The 15,572-nt window shown below is 69.7% G+C and carries 18 protein-coding genes and 1 pseudogene; 10 read left to right on the top strand and 9 right to left on the bottom strand.

Going from position 1 to position 15,572, the window contains the following annotated elements; all coding sequences use genetic code 11:
* Positions 1-12 precede the first annotated feature (12 nt).
* Both ABT061_RS23270 and ABT061_RS23265 read right to left on the bottom strand, forming a co-directional pair.
* Entirely contained in the window at positions 13-2,253 is a 2,241-nt protein-coding gene (locus ABT061_RS23270; protein ID WP_350921338.1) for a family 2 encapsulin nanocompartment cargo protein terpene cyclase, read from the bottom strand.
* A gap of 142 nt (positions 2,254-2,395) precedes the next feature.
* Positions 2,396-2,617, bottom strand: coding sequence for a hypothetical protein (locus ABT061_RS23265; protein ID WP_350921336.1), 222 nt, complete (start codon positions 2,615-2,617; stop codon positions 2,396-2,398).
* Between the two features lie 175 nt (positions 2,618-2,792).
* On the opposite strand from ABT061_RS23265, the gene ABT061_RS23260 reads away from it, so the two are divergent.
* Positions 2,793-4,724, top strand: a complete 1,932-nt coding sequence (locus tag ABT061_RS23260) for an HsdM family class I SAM-dependent methyltransferase (protein ID WP_350921333.1) — start codon at positions 2,793-2,795, stop codon at positions 4,722-4,724.
* Between the two features lie 10 nt (positions 4,725-4,734).
* Here ABT061_RS23260 and ABT061_RS23255 read toward each other — a convergent pair whose 3' ends face one another.
* Complete coding sequence (locus tag ABT061_RS23255; RefSeq protein WP_350921331.1) at positions 4,735-5,223, bottom strand: ATP-binding protein; 489 nt, start codon at positions 5,221-5,223, stop codon at positions 4,735-4,737.
* A gap of 106 nt (positions 5,224-5,329) precedes the next feature.
* On the opposite strand from ABT061_RS23255, the gene ABT061_RS23250 reads away from it, so the two are divergent.
* Together ABT061_RS23250 and ABT061_RS23245 are read left to right on the top strand one after the other, a co-directional pair.
* On the top strand, positions 5,330-6,109 hold the full coding sequence (locus ABT061_RS23250) for a helix-turn-helix domain-containing protein (protein WP_350921329.1): 780 nt from the start codon (positions 5,330-5,332) through the stop codon (positions 6,107-6,109).
* On the top strand, positions 6,100-6,339 hold the full coding sequence (locus tag ABT061_RS23245) for a DUF397 domain-containing protein (RefSeq protein WP_350921326.1): 240 nt from the start codon (positions 6,100-6,102) through the stop codon (positions 6,337-6,339). Before ABT061_RS23250 ends, ABT061_RS23245 begins: the two co-directional genes overlap by 10 nt.
* 152 nt (positions 6,340-6,491) lie before the next feature.
* Here ABT061_RS23245 and ABT061_RS23240 read toward each other — a convergent pair whose 3' ends face one another.
* Positions 6,492-6,716 (bottom strand): hypothetical protein, encoded by a 225-nt coding sequence (locus tag ABT061_RS23240; protein ID WP_350921324.1) that lies wholly within the window; start codon positions 6,714-6,716, stop codon positions 6,492-6,494.
* Positions 6,717-6,935: 219 nt separating this feature from the next.
* Between ABT061_RS23240 and ABT061_RS23235 the strand changes: the two genes are divergently transcribed.
* The 5 genes and pseudogenes from ABT061_RS23235 to ABT061_RS23215 all read left to right on the top strand — a co-directional run bounded on the left by ABT061_RS23235 (position 6,936) and on the right by ABT061_RS23215 (position 12,563).
* A complete protein-coding gene (locus ABT061_RS23235; protein ID WP_350921321.1) occupies positions 6,936-8,213 on the top strand; it encodes a GAF domain-containing protein in 1,278 nt (425 codons plus the stop codon).
* A gap of 200 nt (positions 8,214-8,413) precedes the next feature.
* Positions 8,414-9,931, top strand: coding sequence for an aldehyde dehydrogenase (adh, locus tag ABT061_RS23230; protein WP_350921319.1), 1,518 nt, complete (start codon positions 8,414-8,416; stop codon positions 9,929-9,931).
* Positions 9,931-10,317: pseudogene (locus tag ABT061_RS23225) on the top strand (DUF779 domain-containing protein); the annotation flags it as partial. The gene adh and the pseudogene ABT061_RS23225, both read left to right, overlap by 1 nt.
* A 148-nt stretch (positions 10,318-10,465) precedes the next feature.
* On the top strand, positions 10,466-11,359 hold the full coding sequence (locus ABT061_RS23220) for a hypothetical protein (RefSeq protein WP_350921316.1): 894 nt from the start codon (positions 10,466-10,468) through the stop codon (positions 11,357-11,359).
* Positions 11,346-12,563 (top strand): helix-turn-helix domain-containing protein, encoded by a 1,218-nt coding sequence (locus ABT061_RS23215; RefSeq protein WP_350921314.1) that lies wholly within the window; start codon positions 11,346-11,348, stop codon positions 12,561-12,563. Before ABT061_RS23220 ends, ABT061_RS23215 begins: the two co-directional genes overlap by 14 nt.
* Here the strand turns inward: ABT061_RS23215 and ABT061_RS23210 are convergent.
* From ABT061_RS23210 to ABT061_RS23200, 3 genes are all read right to left on the bottom strand, one after another.
* Entirely contained in the window at positions 12,538-12,762 is a 225-nt protein-coding gene (locus tag ABT061_RS23210; RefSeq protein WP_350921311.1) for a hypothetical protein, read from the bottom strand. The genes ABT061_RS23215 and ABT061_RS23210 overlap by 26 nt on opposite strands.
* A 164-nt stretch (positions 12,763-12,926) precedes the next feature.
* Positions 12,927-13,388, bottom strand: a complete 462-nt coding sequence (locus ABT061_RS23205) for a hypothetical protein (protein WP_350921309.1) — start codon at positions 13,386-13,388, stop codon at positions 12,927-12,929.
* 107 nt (positions 13,389-13,495) lie between these two features.
* Positions 13,496-13,768, bottom strand: a complete 273-nt coding sequence (locus ABT061_RS23200; protein WP_350921308.1) for a hypothetical protein — start codon at positions 13,766-13,768, stop codon at positions 13,496-13,498.
* Positions 13,769-13,947: 179 nt separating this feature from the next.
* Here ABT061_RS23200 and ABT061_RS23195 point away from each other — a divergent pair, with 179 nt between their 5' ends.
* Entirely contained in the window at positions 13,948-14,580 is a 633-nt protein-coding gene (locus ABT061_RS23195; RefSeq protein ID WP_350921305.1) for a helix-turn-helix domain-containing protein, read from the top strand.
* Here the strand turns inward: ABT061_RS23195 and ABT061_RS23190 are convergent.
* Together ABT061_RS23190 and ABT061_RS23185 are read right to left on the bottom strand one after the other, a co-directional pair.
* Positions 14,534-15,229, bottom strand: coding sequence for an alpha/beta fold hydrolase (locus ABT061_RS23190; protein ID WP_350921303.1), 696 nt, complete (start codon positions 15,227-15,229; stop codon positions 14,534-14,536). The genes ABT061_RS23195 and ABT061_RS23190 overlap by 47 nt on opposite strands.
* Before the next feature lie 114 nt (positions 15,230-15,343).
* Positions 15,344-15,448 (bottom strand): FAD-dependent monooxygenase, encoded by a 105-nt coding sequence (locus ABT061_RS23185; RefSeq protein ID WP_350921621.1) that lies wholly within the window; start codon positions 15,446-15,448, stop codon positions 15,344-15,346.
* Between ABT061_RS23185 and ABT061_RS23180 the strand changes: the two genes are divergently transcribed.
* The gene (locus ABT061_RS23180) at positions 15,416-15,550 is read left to right on the top strand and encodes a hypothetical protein (protein ID WP_350921633.1); all 135 of its coding nucleotides are present in this window, start codon (positions 15,416-15,418) and stop codon (positions 15,548-15,550) included. The genes ABT061_RS23185 and ABT061_RS23180 overlap by 33 nt on opposite strands.
* Positions 15,551-15,572: the final 22 nt, after the last annotated feature.

Here is a 15,572-nt window from a genome sequence, read left to right as displayed (position 1 = left end):
CCACATCGATGTTCAAAGACCCGCCGCGAGGTATCGGTGCGCGGACGCCCCAAGGTGAGCGGCCGCGGTGCCGAGCCCGGCGGGGGCGCCGAGGGGCCGTGTCGTCGCGGGTGGGTAGTTCAGCTCGGACTCGTCGTAGCGGCGGGTCTTCATGTGCCAGAGCAGGACGCCCGCCATCCAGTCCTGCAGCTCCGCCACGTATCCGTTGACTGTTTCCCGAGCCTCCCCGTCGAGGTCGAAGTCGTCGAACAGAGCTGGGATCTCGGTGGCGACGGTGTGCTCGAACTGCCGCATTCGAGACGTCATCAGGTCGTTGACGATGTCGACCGCCTGTCGCAGGTCGCAGTTGAGGAAGTCCTGCACGACCAGCACGCAGTTGTGCAGCTCGCCTTCGAACTGGATCTCCTTCTGGTAGGAGCAGAGGTCGTTGACCAGGCAGGCGTAGTCGGCGGCCGAGTCGTCCAGCCCGCGCATCGTCCGGGTGTTGTAGACCTCGGGCGGCACCGACTGGCCGTGGGCCAGCCGGGACAGGCTCATGGTGAGGTCGGAGCCGAAGGTCTTGCGGCGCATCTCGATGTAGTCGACCGGGTCGGGAACCCGGTTCTGGATGTGGTTGGCCAGCTCCCACAGCCAGCTCTCCGTCATGTCCTCGACGGCCCGGCGGAACCCGGCACGCGCGCTCTCCGACATGGGGGTCGCGGTACGGAACCACAGGTCGGCCAGGCCACGCTCGATCGGGTTGGCCGGCGGCGGGGTGGCGGAGAGGTCGAGCGGCATGAACGCCGACAGCCGCTCGTTGAACACCTTCGCGCCGAGCATGTCACGCCGGGGTCCGAACACCACCGGGAAGTAGTCGTCGGCGTAGGTCCCCCAGGTGAGCCAGAACGTCGAGATGTCCAGCTCGGGGCCGGGCGCGTCCGGGTTGATCGCCCCGGCGCAGATGGCGAAGTCGTAGCCGTCGAGCTTGCGCTCGGTCCAGATGGCCAGCCCGGGGAAGCCGGGTAGCTGCTCGAACATCCCCATCTCGCGCGCCCACTCCACCGCGTGGCGGCGGGCGCTGTCCAGGTTGGGGTTCATCCTGGCCGGGTACGGCATGTAGATCTCGGGCAGCGGCACCGCCCCCACCTTCTGCAGGGGGACGTGGAGGTGACTCCTGATCCCACCCGGGCCGGTGATGCCGGGCGCCAGCCTGATGCGCGCCGCCGAGGTGCCCAGGCCGGTGGGACCGCCGAGGAGGGCCGGGGCGACCGGGGAGGTCTGCGAGGCGCCGTTCATGTAGCGGCTGGAGCGCATGTGCCACTCATGGCCACCCGACTGCCAGTCCTGGAGCCCCTTGACGTACGCGAGGACGTCGATGCGGGACTTCAGGTCCAGGCCGTGCTCCTCGAAGAGGGCCGGCAACTCGGTGAGGGCGGTGTTCTCGAACTGGTGCAACCTGGAGGTGATCAGGTCGTTGACCGCGTCGGCCGCCTGCTGGGTGTCGTAGCCCAGGAAGCGCTCGAAGACCAGCACCCCGTTGCTGAGCTCGCCCTCGTCGCCGACCTCCCGCTCGTAGGAGAAGAGGTCGTTGCGCAGGTGCACCCCGTCGGCGAAGGTATCCCTCAGCACCCGCATCGGCCTGCTGGCGGCGACGGCGGCCGGGACCTCCGCGCCCGCGGCGTGCTCCACCAGGTTGGCCGACCAGGGGGCGCCGCCGACCTTACGCCGCATCTCGATGTACTCGATCGGGTTGGCGACGCGTCCGGCGTTGATGTTGGCGAGCTCCCAGAGGGACTCGTCGAGGAGGTTCCTGGTGCTCTCAACGAACCGGGCCCGCCAGTCGGCGGACATGGCCGGGATGGTGCGGGCCCACAGGTCGGCCAGGCCGCGCTCCACCGGGTTCTCCGGCTCGGGAGCGGGCCCGGTGGGGTGCACCGGCATGAAGGCCGCCAGCCGGTCGAGGTATTCCTTGGCCCCGGCCAGGTCACCGCTGCGCTTGAAGGCCTCCAGGAAGTGGTCGTCGAAGAAGAACACCCACACGTACCAGTCGGTGATGAGGTCGAGCTCACCGGCGGGCGCGTCGGGGTGGGTGTAGGCGCAGAGCAGGCCGTAGTCCATCGCCTCCAGCCTGTCCTCGTCCCAGATGCCGAGGTCGGGATCGAGGATGCCCATGTCGTGCGCCCAGGCCCTGGTGTGCTCGCGCGCGGTCTCCACGTGGGGGTTCAGCCTGGCCGGATACGGCAGGTAGAAGTCAGGGAGCTCGAAGGGTTGCATGTTCCGTCCTTCCGTATCCGACTTCGACGTCCTCGGGAGCGCCCTTGGGCATCGGGAGCACGGCGAATCGATGAGGCGGCCCCCCTTTCCGGAAGCCACGACAGGCAGAACGTTACGCAATGACCACGGAGAGTGAAAGGGATTATCGCGAATACGCCATGGCACGGTCAGGACATCCGGTGCCCGCCGACCGGTGCTCCCGGCGACCCGGGCGCGACGCACCGGCCGCGAGGTCACGGAGCTGGTCGGCGAACGCGAGCGCCTGCTCCGGTGTCATCCGGGGCTCGGTGCCGACGTAGAAGACCACGATGTCCCCGCTCGGGGACGTCGTGGCGGTGAACGGGAGAGACGGGTGGATAACCATGATGGGGTCATCCTTGCCTGCCCCACCGACAATTCGCAGGTCCTTTTACGCCGGCCCCCTCGTCGCGTGAACCAAATACACGTACCCGATGCCGCCGATCGACGCCCGTCAACGCCGTGAGATAAGTTGTCGTCCACATGTCAAATGAGCTGACGTGGGAAAACGGAGGCTGGCGATGGCAGGGGACGAAGCGAGCGTCACCGCCGCCGACATCGCGCGGATGGCGGGCGTCGGCCGCGCGGCCGTGAGCAACTGGCGGCGACGGCACGAGGACTTCCCCGAGCCCGTGGGCGGGACGGCGACCAGCCCGACCTTCTCACTCGGCGCCGTCGAGGCGTGGCTGCTCGCGCAGGGCAAGGTGGCCGAGCTCCCGCTACGCGAGCGCGTCTGGCAGCAGGTCCGCGCCGCCGGCGACGACCTCAGGCTCGGCGAGGTCGTCGCCGAGGCCGCCGAGCTCCTGCTCGGCCAGGGCCGGCCCCACACCGTCCCGGCCCCCGCGTGGGAGCTGATCAGGCGGTACGCCGAGGAGGAGGGCGGCCCTGGGGCCATCCGCTTCCTGCTGGACCGCTACGCCGACGTCCACTCGCGCCGCCTGGCCGAGACGCCCGCCGAGATCGCGGACTTCATGGCCCACCTGGCGGGGCCCGACGCCCAATCCGTCCTCGACCCCGCCTGCGGTCTCGGCGTCCTGCTCGCCGCGGCGGCCCCGGGGCTGCGCGCGTACGGGCAGGAGTACGACGACTCCCTCGCCCGGCTGGCGCAGTCACGCCTGGCACTGGCCGGAGCGGGTGACGAGACGCCGGCGGCCGGCCGGAAGCGGGCGGGCGGCAGGGCGGCGGGCGGTACGCCGGAGACCGGTGGCGAGGTCAGGACGGGCGACTCGCTGCGCCATGACGCCTGGCCCGACCTGACCGTCGACGCCGTGGTGTGCCATCCCCCGTTCAACGAGCGCCACTGGGGATACGACGAGCTGACGAGCGACCCGCGCTGGGAGTACGGGCTGCCGCCCAAGATGGAGTCGGAGCTGGCCTGGGTCCAGCACGCGCTCGCCCACCTGGCGCCGGGTGGCGTCGCGGTGCTGCTGATGCCCGCGATCGCCGCCAACCGCCGCTCGGGCCGCCGCATCCGCAGCAACCTGCTGCGGCGCGGGACCCTGCGGGCCGTCATCGGCCTCCCTCCGAAGGTCGCGTCGGGTGGCACCGCGCTGCCCGTGCACATCTGGGTGCTGCGCAAGCCCACCGCCGACGACCGCACCCCCTCCCGCGTCCTGATGGCCGAGGCCGACCTGGGAAACCTCGACGCGGTGGCCGAGCGGTGGCACGAGTTCCGCGCGGACCCCGACCTCGACGTCGACAGGCCGGGCGAGAGCCGGACGGTCCCGATCATCGAGCTGGTCGACGAGGACGTCGACGTCACCCCTTCCCGGTATCTCGGAACCGAGGAGCAGGTCTCCGCGGAGGGTTATCTCCTGCTCCGCGAGCGCCTGGCCGAGCGGCTCGGGCGGCTGGCCACCCTCGTCCCCGAGGCCGTCCCCGGCACCGGTCAGGAGTTGCCGTCCGTCACGCTGGCGGAACTGGAGCGGATCGGGGCGCTGGCCGTCTGGCAGGCGGGGCGCTTCGAGATCGACGGCTCGGGCGATCCGGTGCTGACCGACCGGCACGTCCTGGACGGGGGCGCGGTGGAGACGCGCACCCGCCCCGAGGGCCGGGTCAGGATCGAGCCCGGAGACGTGGTCGCCGCCATCGGGACCGGCGGCCTGGCCACCCGGGTGATCGAGGAGACCGGCCTGCTGCTCGGCCCCCGGCTCGTCCTGCTGCGCCCCGACCCCGACCGGCTGGACCCGTTCTTCCTCGCGGGCTTCGTCCGGGCGCTCTCCCCGGGTGCGACGACCGGCACCCAGTCGGGCTCCACCCGCTTCGACCCGCGCCGCGCCCAGGTGCCGCGCCTCTCGGTCGAGGAGCAGCGAAGGTACGGCGACACCTTCCGCAGGATCTTCACCTTCGAGGCCGAACTCCGGGAGCTGACCACCTCGGGCCAGACCGCCGCCACCGCCCTGACCCACGCCCTCGCCGCCGGAACCCTCGCTCCCCCATCTCCTCTGGCATGAGCGAAAACATTCAGGGCCATGCCACCAACTGGAACCAGACGGACTTTCCGTAGGGGTTGAGGGTCCAGCCCCAGTTGTGGGAGAGGTCTTCGACGATGGTGAGGCCCCTGCCGGAGGTCGCCAGGTGGTCGGTCTGTCTCATCCGGGGGACGGCCATGCAGGAGTCATAGACGTCCACGGTCATCAATTCTTTCTCCCTGGTGGTTCTGACACGGATGGCGGTCGGCTCTGGAACGTCCGGCGAGCCGTATGCGATCGCGTTGGTGACGAGTTCGGAGACCAGGAGTTCGGCGATTTCCGGGATGTCTTCCGACGTGTTCCAGTCGGTGGCAATGTCCCGGACGAATCGGCGGGCGGAGGCCACGTTTCTCGTTTCACGCGGTATCCATCTCTCCCCCAGCACGGCCAGGGAAGGGTCCAGCGTGTAGCGATATTCGATCAGTGCCGCGTACGCCTTGAGAGCCTCTTTTCCGGCCTCCCTCTCTTCTTTGGAATCCATATGGCCAGCGTGCCGCGATATGGCTACGCTTGGTAGTCGAACGGTTACCACCGACGAGCGTTGGGGATTCGCACGGCCGTTGTTGAATTCCGGCAAGGAGGGCATCGTGGTCGACCTTTACACACCTCAGGCAATATGGGGCCGGGAGCTGAAGCACTACCGGAAAGCGGCTGGGCTCACCCAGAGTCAACTGGCCGAGAAGATCCATTTCAGCGAGTCCCTGATCAGCGGGGTGGAGACCGGCCAGATCCCGGCCAGCCCGGAGTTCGCCGACGCCTGCGACGCGGTCCTCAACACGGGCGGCGCCCTCCGCCGCCTCCTCGACTGGAGAAAGGGACAAGCCCTGCCGACATGGTTCGGGAAGTGGAAGGACACGGAGCAGGAAGCCACCACTCTCCGAATATACGAACCGATGGTGATGCCCGGTCTCCTGCAAACCGAGGCTTACGCGCATGCCCTACTGGGGAATGATGCGGCGACCGCGGCCCGTCTGGCACGACAGGAAATCCTGACCCGCGAGAATCCAGCGCCTCCCACTCTTCGATGCGTGATCGACGAACTGGCCCTGCATCGGCTGGTAGGGAGCCCCGAAATCGTTCGCGAACAGCTAGAACATTTAACGGCGATCGCCGATTCCCAGATAAGCGTGCAAGTCGTACCGCGCGGATGCGTACGCACGGGCATTCTGGCGGGATTCGCGATCGCCACATTGGAAGGCGGAATCGAGGTAGCGTATCTGGACACGGCCATTCGCGGACTCACCACCAGCGATCGGGACGATGTCGCGGCAGCGGTGACCCAGTTCGAGGCCATTCGCATAGAGGCTCTACCGCTTGGCATGTCGATAGACCTCATCAAGAGAACGGCAGAGGAAAGATGGACCTGAGCAAGGCGCAATGGCGTAGGTCAAGCCTCAGCGGCAACAACGGCGGAAACTGCGTTGAGGTCGCGGAGCTCAAGGATGTCGTCGACGCCCCCGGCCACAAGGCCGAGCATCCCGAGCTGATCGCCGTACGCGACTCCAAGGACCCCGAAGGCCCCAAGCTCTTCTTCACCCCCGCCGAGTGGGACGCCTTCATCAACGGCGTGAAGGCCAACGAGTTCGACCGAAGCTAGAACACCGCCCCCGGCCGCCCCGACAACCGTCGCGGGCGGCCTTCACCTTCCATCCCCGAGGGCCAATAGATTCGATAGGAAACCCAGCGATGGAACGCTCACCTCACCGCTCATGGGTCATCGCACCACGAAGAGCAGATAGCCGGTGCGTGTCACCATGCACGCAGATGCCCCGTGTCTCTCATGATCGCTTCTGCTTCGGCCCTGTCCGCGGGATCGCCTGCCAGCCTCTCGGCTGCGACCCGGGCCAACTCCATACGGTGGAGACGCTGAGCGATGATGAGCGCTTCGCGAACGGCTTCGGTCGCCGAACGGCCATCAGAGGTCAGCTCGTTCAGAGCCTTCTCCGCCTTGGCATCGAGATCAACAGTCGACATACCCACATCTTTCACGGTACGACCAGGCGTCTCGCAGGTCTTCGGCCGAATTTCGTAACCGTTCAGATTCCCACGGCGCCCAAAGCTTGGCGTTTCCTCCCCGCCGTGAACGACGGGGCCTCCACGCTGCGATTCCCATGAGGCGCCGGCCCGAAGGGGTGCGCCGTGGCGCGGGGTGAGGCATCATCACGGTAGGCGGCAACGGGTTTGAGGCGGGTCATGGAAGGAAACCAGGCGCTGCGTCGGCATCGCACCAACCTGGAACTGGAGTGGACACGCTGGCTCCAGGGCGGGCACCCGCATGGCCACCGACAACTCAGGGCGGAGATCGTCGACTCCTGGCGCCGGTCCATCGCGACGGTGCGACCCGAGCAGGACAGCGCCCCCGAGGAAGGCGAGGCCCGCCAGCGCTGGCGGCAGTCGCCGCTGCGCGAGCCGCTGACCGCGGTCGCCGACGAGCTGCGCGGGATCGCCGAGGACGGCGGTTTCATCGCGGCGGTCACCGACGAGACGGGCACCATCATGTGGACCTGCGGCGGCCGGGTCATGCGACGGCGGGCCGAGGCGGTGAACTTCGCCCCCGGGGGCCGCTGGGACGAGCAGGCCATGGGCACCAACGCCCTCTCCCTCGCGCTGCGCACCGGCCGCCCGACCCAGGTGTTCTCGGCCGAGCACCTCGTGCGGGCCCTGCACGGGTGGGTCTGTTACTGCGCCCCGATCCGGGCCCCCGGCGGCCAGGTTCTCGGCGTGCTCGACCTGTCGAGCACCTGGGAGCGCTCGCACCCCCTGGCCATGCCCGCGCTGCACACCCTGGTCGGCGGCATCGAGAGCCGCCTGGCCGAACGGATGGGCTCTCCCTCCGCGGGTGGGCCTTCGCCTTCCATCCAGGGCTCCTTCGCCGAAGGTCCCAGCCGGAACGGCGGCTCCGGTCTGCGGCTGCGCGCCCTCGGCGGCGCCGGGCTGACCCGTGACGGCGTTCCCGTCCGGCTGCCCCCTCGCCAGCTGGAGATCCTCACCCTGCTCGCTCTCGCGGGACCGCAGGGACCCGGGATGTCCCCCGAGCGGCTGATGGACGAGCTGTACGGCGAGCGGCACGTCGCCGCGACCACCCTCAAGGCGGAGGTCTCCCACCTGCGGCGGGCGCTCTCGGGCGCGCTGGCCACCCGGCGGTACGAGCTGACCGCGCCCGTTGGCTGCGACGCCGCCGAGGTGCTCGCCGCCCTCCGCGCCGGGCGGGTGGAGGAGGCGGCGCGGCTCTACGGCGGCCCCCTGCTGCCGTGGTCCGACGCGCCGGGGATCAGGACCTGGCGCGAGCACATCGAGGTCGCGCTGCGCGAGGCCGTGCTCCGGTGGCATGGCCCGGGACCGGTGTTCCGCTTCGGCGAGCTGCACCCGTACGACCTGGAGATACACGAGCGGGCCCTGGCGGTCCTCGGGCCCGGTGACCCGCGCAGGGCGGTGGCCCTCGCCCGCCACCGCACGGCGCGGAACGACTGACCTCACCCCTCGGCCGCCCCTCGGCACCGTCGCCCGTCCGGAGGCCCCGGACGATCATCTGGCACCGCCCGCCCATGGCCCCCGTGCCGCCCCGGGCCGCCCGGGGCGGCCCCGGCACCGTCCACTCTGACGCCAACCTTTCACCAACCTCGCCCATCCATCGTTGGCTCTGTTACAGCCATGTGAAGGAGGGCGAAACCATGGTCTACGCACCACCCGGTTCCGAAGGAAGCATCGTCACCTACGCCTCCCGGTACGACAACTTCATCGGCGGCGAGTGGGTGCCCCCGGTGGACGGGGCCTACTTCGACAACCCGAGCCCGGTCACCGGGCAGACCTTCACCAGCGTGGCCCGCTCCACAGCGGCCGACGTCGACCTGGCGCTGGACGCCGCCCACAACGCGGCCGAGGCCTGGGGCCGGACCTCACCCGCCGAACGGTCGATCATCCTCAACCGGATCGCCGACCGTATCGAGGAGAACCTGGAGCGGCTCGCCGTCGCCGAGACCTGGGAGAACGGCAAGCCGGTACGCGAGACGCTCGCCGCGGACCTGCCGCTGGCCGTCGACCACTTCCGCTACTTCGCCGGGGTCGTCCGCGCCCAGGAGGGCGGGATCAGCCAGCTGGACGAGGACACCGTCGCCTACCACTTCCACGAGCCGCTGGGCGTGGTGGGCCAGATCATCCCGTGGAACTTCCCCATCCTGATGGCGGTGTGGAAGCTCGCCCCCGCCCTGGCCGCGGGCAACTGCGTCGTCCTCAAGCCCGCCGAGCAGACCCCCACCAGCATCCTGCTGGTGATGGAGCTGATCGCCGACCTGCTCCCGCCCGGTGTGATCAACGTCGTCAACGGGTTCGGCGCGGAGGCGGGCCGGCCGCTGGCCTCCAGCCCGCGCGTGGCCAAGGTGGCCTTCACCGGCGAGACCACGACCGGGCGGCTGATCATGCAGTACGCCTCGGAGAACATCATCCCGGTGACGCTGGAGCTCGGCGGCAAGAGCCCCAACATCTTCCTTCCCGACGTCACGGCCTCCGACGACGACTTCCTGGACAAGGCCATCGAGGGTTTCGTGATGTTCGCCCTGAACCAGGGTGAGGTGTGCACCTGTCCCTCGCGGGCCCTGATCCACGCGTCCATCTACGACGAGTTCATGAGCAGGGCACTCGACCGCACCAGGGCCATCGTCGGCGGCGACCCGCTGGACCCGGCCACCATGATCGGCGCGCAGGCGAGCAACGACCAGTACGAGAAGATCCTGTCCTACATCGACATCGGGCTGAAGGAGGGGGCCGAGCTGCTCACCGGCGGCGGCCCGCGCACGGTTCCCGGCCTGGAGGGCGGCTACTACATCGAGCCGACGATCTTCAAGGGCACCAACGACATGCGCGTCTTCCAGGAGGAGATCTTCGGGCCGGTCGTCTCGGTGACGACCTTCGACTCGGAGGACGAGGCCCTGAAGATCGCCAACGACACCCTGTACGGCCTGGGCGCCGGAGTGTGGACCCGCGACATGAACACCGCCTACCGGTTCGGCCGGGCGATCAAGGCCGGGCGGGTGTGGACCAACTGCTACCACGCCTATCCGGCGCACGCCGCGTTCGGCGGCTACAAGCAGTCGGGCATCGGCCGCGAGAACCACAGGGTCATGCTGGACCACTACCAGCAGACCAAGAACCTGCTGGTCAGCTACTCGCCCAAGAGACTGGGCTTCTTCTGATGCCGACCGGCCCCACCGGTGAGCCGCGCCCGCTCCGAGTGGAGCGGGTGCGGCTCAGCCCCGCCGCCGAGGAACTGCTGACCGTGCTCCACGAACGGCACGGCCCGTTGATGTTCCACCAGTCGGGCGGCTGCTGCGACGGCAGCTCGCCCATGTGCTACCCCCGGGGCGAGTTCCGGGTCGGCGGCGCGGACCTGCTGCTGGGCGTGCTGGCCCTGGACACCCCGTTCTGGATCAGCGCCTCCCAGTACGCCTACTGGCGGCACACCCACCTCACGGTGGACGTGGTCCCCGGCCGCGGCGGAGGATTCTCCCTTGAGGCCCCGGAGGGGGTGCGTTTCCTCATCCGCTCCCGGCTGTTCACCGACGAGGAGGCCGAGCGGATCCGCAAGGAGCCTCCCCCACCGAGCGGGGCCGCCGGCGACACGGGGGATGGGCAACATCAAATAGAGTCACAGCGGGAGTACGATGCACGGAAATGAAGTGTCGGCGGCGATCGTCTGACACCGGGCGAAGCGTGAGCGGAGGTCGCCGATGGGCAGATGGTCGTCGTCGCCGGACCAGGCCGGGGTGGCACAGGCGAAGCCGGGCCAGGCGGGGTCAAGCTGGGCGAGGGAACGGTTCGGCGAGCGTGCCGAGGTCGTACGGCGGCAGCTGGCCGCCTCGCTGCTTGAGGCGATGGGCAACGCGCAGGACGCGCAGAGCTCCGCGCACAGCGACAAGCGGTACACCTACGGCTTCACCATGATGGCCAGGCGCTACGAGGCGCTTGCCGAGGGACTGCGTGACGAGCCGGGCTTCCGGCTGGTCAGGCCGCATGGCTCGGCGCACCACCTGGTGGTGCTCGGCGGAAACCTGCTGCTGCCGTTCCGCTACGCCGAGGACGACCGCACGCCGATCTCCGAGGCCCGGATCAGCGACGGCCGCATCTCCTCACTGGTCCGTGAGCTGTTCGACCGGTTCGGCCCGGCGACCTCCTACCGTCAGGAGGAACTGGACCTGGCGCTCGACGGGGGAAGTGCCCAGGAGGAGCTGGACCTGTCCGCGGGGGCGGACGGTCCGGCCACGGTCCGCCCCGCGCTCACCGGGCTGCCCGACGAGACCCGGCTGGTCCCGGTCGCCTACGCGGGCAACGCGCAGGCCGGCCTGCTGCGGCTCTACTGGGGCGAGGCGGAGCTCGTCGACGAGTTCGGCAGGATCCGCTGGCTGCACCACGAGCCGATCCCGCTGCCGGCCGCCTCCACAGGTCCCCTCAGCGGCCTGTGGGCGACGGAGCCCGGTGCCGCGTCGCGTTTCGACGGCGGTCTCCTGCCCGACCTCGCGCTGAGCACGCGGTCTTCAGCCGAGCGGAAGAATGGCAAGATCTTCCCCGTAGGCAGTGAGGCACCAGAGGAAACCGCGGTCACCGGCGACAATGAGCAACCGTAACCAGACCCCCCCGTCCGGCGTCGCCGAGGGCGGCCCGAGCCCGCAGGCCGTCACCGACGCGTTCGACCAGGCGCGGCTGACCCAGGCGCGGCAGCTGGCGGGGATGACGAAGAAGGACCTGGCCGAGCGGATCGGCGTCACCCCCGCGGCGGTGGGGCAGTACGAGACGGGCATGACCCGTCCACGCCCCGAGCTCGTGCCCCGTCTGGCCGACGTGCTCGGTGTGCCACCGGCGTTCTTCCTGCTCGGCCGCCCGCACGGCAAGCTGGACGGGTCCATGGCGCACTTCAGGAGCCTGCGCTCCACCCGTGCCCACCAGCGCGCCAAGGCCGCGGCCTTCGTCGAGCAGGTCTGGGAGCTGGCCCACGCTCTGGAGAAGCAGGTCAGGCTGCCGGACGTGGCCCTTCCCGGTTTCTCCGGCGGCGAGGTCCACTCCGGTGTCGAGTTGCCCCGCGACCCCGTCCAGGCCGCCCGCGCCCTGCGGCGGCTCTGGCGGCTGGGCACCGGCCCGCTGTCGCACGTCGTCCGGCACATGGAGGCGCAGGGGATCGTCGTGGTCCTCCCTCCGCCGGACGAGGACGCCACCACGGTGGACGCCTTCTCCACCTCCCAGCTGCCGCGCCCGATCGTGGTGCTGACCGCCAACCGGTTCGACGACATCCACCGCTACCGCTTCACCGCCGCCCACGAGCTGGGCCATCTGGTGCTGCACGGTGACACGGCCTCGGGAGACAGCCAGCAGGAGCGCGAGGCCGACGTCTTCGCCGCCGAGTTCCTCACCCCGCGCGACAGCATCCTGCCCGAGCTGCCCGGCCGCCTCGACCTGCGCAGGCTGGTCGAGCTCAAGCGCACCTGGGGCGTGTCCGTCGACTCCCTGCTGTACCGCTGCCGCGAGGTCGGGCTGATCTCCGACTCGGCGGCGAGCCGCGCCTACCAGCGGCTCAGGACGCTCCGCGACCAGCCGGGCTTCGCCGCCGAGCCGATCAGCGGCTACCCCGGCGAGCGGCCCGTGCTGCTGCGCCAGGCCTTCGACCTGGCCGTCGGCGAGACCGGCCTCACCATGGAGCGGCTCGCCGCCCAGCTGGCCTGGCCGGTCTCCCGGGTGCGTGAGCTGCTCGACCTGCCCGACCAGCGTCCGGCGTTGCGCCTCGTACCCGACGTGTCCGCGGCAGGCGGCCCTACTCGTCCTCGACGCGCTCCCTGATCCATTCCATGCCGTCCTGCCAGGAGGCGAACGCCTGGAGATAGCGGCCGTCGCGGGCGTGGAAGGCGTGATACCGGAAGTCCCCGTCGCTGCCCGTACGGATCAGGTCGTAGACGTCACCCTTGGAGCGGTACCACACGCACTCGCCGTCAGCGGGACGCGAGGACGAGGCATAGGCGAACTCACGCGTGATGGACATGTGACGGATGCTACGGATCGACGAATCCGCAGGCAATGCCGTATCCATTTCATTCAGGGATAAAGTTCGCCCTTCCGGATGGCTGACGCACCCGGTATCCGGGCGGTACGGCGGCCTCGGCCCGTGCCAGGCGGGCATTCCTGACACGGGCCGAGCCCCGGCCGTCACCCGGCGGGCGGTGTGGGGGTGGGGCTCACCCGGTGGTCGGTCAGGTGCAGGTCGCCTCCGAGCGTCTCGCGCAGCTCGTCCAGGACCTGCCTGGCGCCGAGCACGGTCCACAACTCCCCGACGAGATGAGGGTTGTACTCCGGCGCCTGGTCCATCCACTGGTCCTTGCCGTGCTGGGTGACGAAGGTGCTGATGAAGAACCGGCCGACGGGGGTCTTACAGGCTCCGGTACGGATGTCGACCGCGTCGACCTGGATCCTGACCTTGCAGCCGACCTTCTCGGCGAGTTGCTCGACCGTGGGCGGCGGCCCCGCGGGGACCACGTTGCCCGCCGCGGCGACGGGGGCTCCCGCGGGCCGGTCCGCGCTGCAGGCGAGGGAGAACGACAGGGCGAGGATCGCCGCGGCGATCACGCGGGCGTTCCTGGCGACACCGGACTGGCACGAATGTGTCAACATCCTGGAGATACGCCTGTCCACCCCGATAAGTTCACCGCCCGCCCGCATCCTGGAGGTCAGCCGACGGGCCAGGCACGGCAAGGAGGCACCCGGCCACGTCCTCGCCGTCAGTCGAGGACATCGGGCTCCTGCTCGAAGACCAGATCGGCGAGGAGCCGGAAGTTGTGCCGGGCCATGTTGGCATTGCCGAACTGGCGGTGTGCCAGCACGGCCTCCTCGTCGTAGCCGTATCTGGCGAAGATCCGGAAGGCGGCCGCCAGCTGCCGCTTGCGGTGCAGCCGTTCCTCGGCGATCGAGCCGGCCCCCTCCGCCAGCGGGGGAAGGTCGAGCTCCTCGGCGGCTCGCGCACCGGCGTCACGGCTCTCGGCACTGGTCTTCATCGGTCCTGCCCTTCGTGTCATACGCCCGGAGTACGCCACCCCGCGACGCAATCAACCTAAAAGGCAATATAAGTTGCCTTAGAGGCAAATAGAAGTGCGCCCTCGCACCCGAAGGTCCAGGTGGGAGGTTGCCCGTTGAGCAACGGCCGGTTGCCTCTGAGGCGTGTAACGTGCGCGTCATGGAGAACGGGTCCGACATCGACCTGCTGGTCGCCCAGCGGTTGAGAGAGCTGCGCTCGCTGCGCGGCATCACACTGAACGCGCTCGCCGAGCAGACCGGGCTGTCCGCTCCGTACCTGTCGCGTCTGGAGAAGGGGGAACGCCAGCCCTCCATCGGCACCCTGCTACAGCTGGCCAGGGTCTATGGCGTATCGGTCGGCGAACTGGTCGAGGAGCGCGGCGGCGACGGCTATTATCTGCTGCGTTCCGCCGACGCGACGGTGCACCGCGGTCCGGACGGGCTGTACACCGTGCTCAGCGGCCCGCACTCGACCGTATCCGTGCTGCGCGTGGAGATTCCCCCCGGCAGGCACTCGAAAGACGCCCGGCACTCGGGCGAGGAGTGGTTGCACGTGCTGTCGGGCAGCGCCCGGCTCGCCCTGGACGGCGAGCCCATCACCCTGAACGAGGGCGACGCCGTCCAGTTCGACTCCGGACGCACGCACAGCCTGGCCAACGACGGCGAGGACACGGCCACCGTGCTGATCGTGTCGACCTCGGCGACCACTCCCGCGCACCACCCGACGCCGCCCTCACGCCGGGCCGCTACACCAGTGACAGCAACTCGGCGGTCAGCCGCCCGGGATCTGTGACCATCACCATGTGACCGCAGCCGTCGAGGGTGACCAACCGGAAACCCCGCTGGGCCGCCCCGGCGGCGATGCCGTCGAACAGCGGCTGGCCCGCACAGTGAAGGTAGGTGACCGGAACCGAGGAGAGCACCTTCTCGCTGCCGGGCCCGACGGGCTCCTCGTGCGTCAGCAGCGACTGCGGGGTCGACTTGGCCGCGAGCCACCGCTGATCGGCCGGATCGGACACGCCCAGCGCCGCGAAGTCCATCGGCGCGACCGCCCACGGCGGCACCCCGTCCGACGGCACGAGCATCTCACGCAGCCAGGGCAGCATGTCGAAGGCGGACTGGCCACTCCACGGCGCGAACGCGTCGACGTAGACGACCTGGGCGATCCGGTCGGTGACCGCACTCACGCCGGTGACCACCATCCCGCCGTAACTGTGCCCGACCAGCACGGCGTCGCCGACGTCCTCCCACTCCAGCAGCCGGGCGATGTCCTGGACGTGGGTACCCAGGCCCACCTCGGGCCCCGCCAGATGGTGACGGTCTCCGAGGCCGGTGAGACTGGGTGCGAGCACGCGGTGCCCGGCCGCCTCCAGCGCCGGGCGCACCCGCCCCCAGATCCAGCCACCACCCCAGGAACCGTGTACGAGCACGAATGTCGCCATGGTGCGTACCCTCCTTCCGCGCCCAGCTATGACGCCGGTCACCGTGATGCACAGCATCACCGAACGCTCTTCGGGACGTCAACCTTTCAGGCAATAGAAATTGCCTGAAAGGCATCATGTCGGGAGCGCGGCGATGACCTCCCGGAGGCCCACGTTGAGACCCACCCCGCCGGTGGGGAAGTGCGTGTGCGCAGCATCTCCGGCTCCCCGAACACGCATCCAGCTCTGACGCGGGTGTTCGGCCACCTCTCGGACGGCACGTTCGAGGAGCGCCACGACTTCGGCCTCGACCTGATCGTCAGGTCTCTGCGGCCGTCCTGACGGGCCGCGCCCCCGCGCGAAG

Origin of the sequence: Streptosporangium sp. NPDC002544 (assembly GCF_040295965.1) — a bacterium.
GTDB lineage: Bacteria > Actinomycetota > Actinomycetes > Streptosporangiales > Streptosporangiaceae > Streptosporangium.
This window is presented reverse-complemented; position numbering and strand designations above follow the sequence as displayed.

Bases quoted from the DNA above. Each gene is read 5' to 3' on its own strand.
- ABT061_RS23270 (WP_350921338.1), bottom strand. From the start codon at position 2,253: ATGCAACCCTTCGAGCTCCCTGACTTCTACCTGCCGTATCCGGCCAGG.
- ABT061_RS23265 (WP_350921336.1), bottom strand. From the start codon at position 2,617: ATGGTTATCCACCCGTCTCTCCCGTTCACCGCCACGACGTCCCCGAGC.
- ABT061_RS23260 (WP_350921333.1), top strand. From the start codon at position 2,793: ATGGCAGGGGACGAAGCGAGCGTCACCGCCGCCGACATCGCGCGGATG.
- ABT061_RS23255 (WP_350921331.1), bottom strand. From the start codon at position 5,223: ATGGATTCCAAAGAAGAGAGGGAGGCCGGAAAAGAGGCTCTCAAGGCG.
- ABT061_RS23245 (WP_350921326.1), top strand. From the start codon at position 6,100: ATGGACCTGAGCAAGGCGCAATGGCGTAGGTCAAGCCTCAGCGGCAAC.
- ABT061_RS23240 (WP_350921324.1), bottom strand. From the start codon at position 6,716: ATGTCGACTGTTGATCTCGATGCCAAGGCGGAGAAGGCTCTGAACGAG.
- ABT061_RS23235 (WP_350921321.1), top strand. From the start codon at position 6,936: ATGGAAGGAAACCAGGCGCTGCGTCGGCATCGCACCAACCTGGAACTG.
- adh (WP_350921319.1), top strand. From the start codon at position 8,414: ATGGTCTACGCACCACCCGGTTCCGAAGGAAGCATCGTCACCTACGCC.
- ABT061_RS23220 (WP_350921316.1), top strand. From the start codon at position 10,466: ATGGGCAGATGGTCGTCGTCGCCGGACCAGGCCGGGGTGGCACAGGCG.
- ABT061_RS23215 (WP_350921314.1), top strand. From the start codon at position 11,346: ATGAGCAACCGTAACCAGACCCCCCCGTCCGGCGTCGCCGAGGGCGGC.
- ABT061_RS23210 (WP_350921311.1), bottom strand. From the start codon at position 12,762: ATGTCCATCACGCGTGAGTTCGCCTATGCCTCGTCCTCGCGTCCCGCT.
- ABT061_RS23205 (WP_350921309.1), bottom strand. From the start codon at position 13,388: ATGTTGACACATTCGTGCCAGTCCGGTGTCGCCAGGAACGCCCGCGTG.
- ABT061_RS23200 (WP_350921308.1), bottom strand. From the start codon at position 13,768: ATGAAGACCAGTGCCGAGAGCCGTGACGCCGGTGCGCGAGCCGCCGAG.
- ABT061_RS23195 (WP_350921305.1), top strand. From the start codon at position 13,948: ATGGAGAACGGGTCCGACATCGACCTGCTGGTCGCCCAGCGGTTGAGA.
- ABT061_RS23190 (WP_350921303.1), bottom strand. From the start codon at position 15,229: ATGGCGACATTCGTGCTCGTACACGGTTCCTGGGGTGGTGGCTGGATC.
- ABT061_RS23185 (WP_350921621.1), bottom strand. From the start codon at position 15,448: ATGCGTGTTCGGGGAGCCGGAGATGCTGCGCACACGCACTTCCCCACC.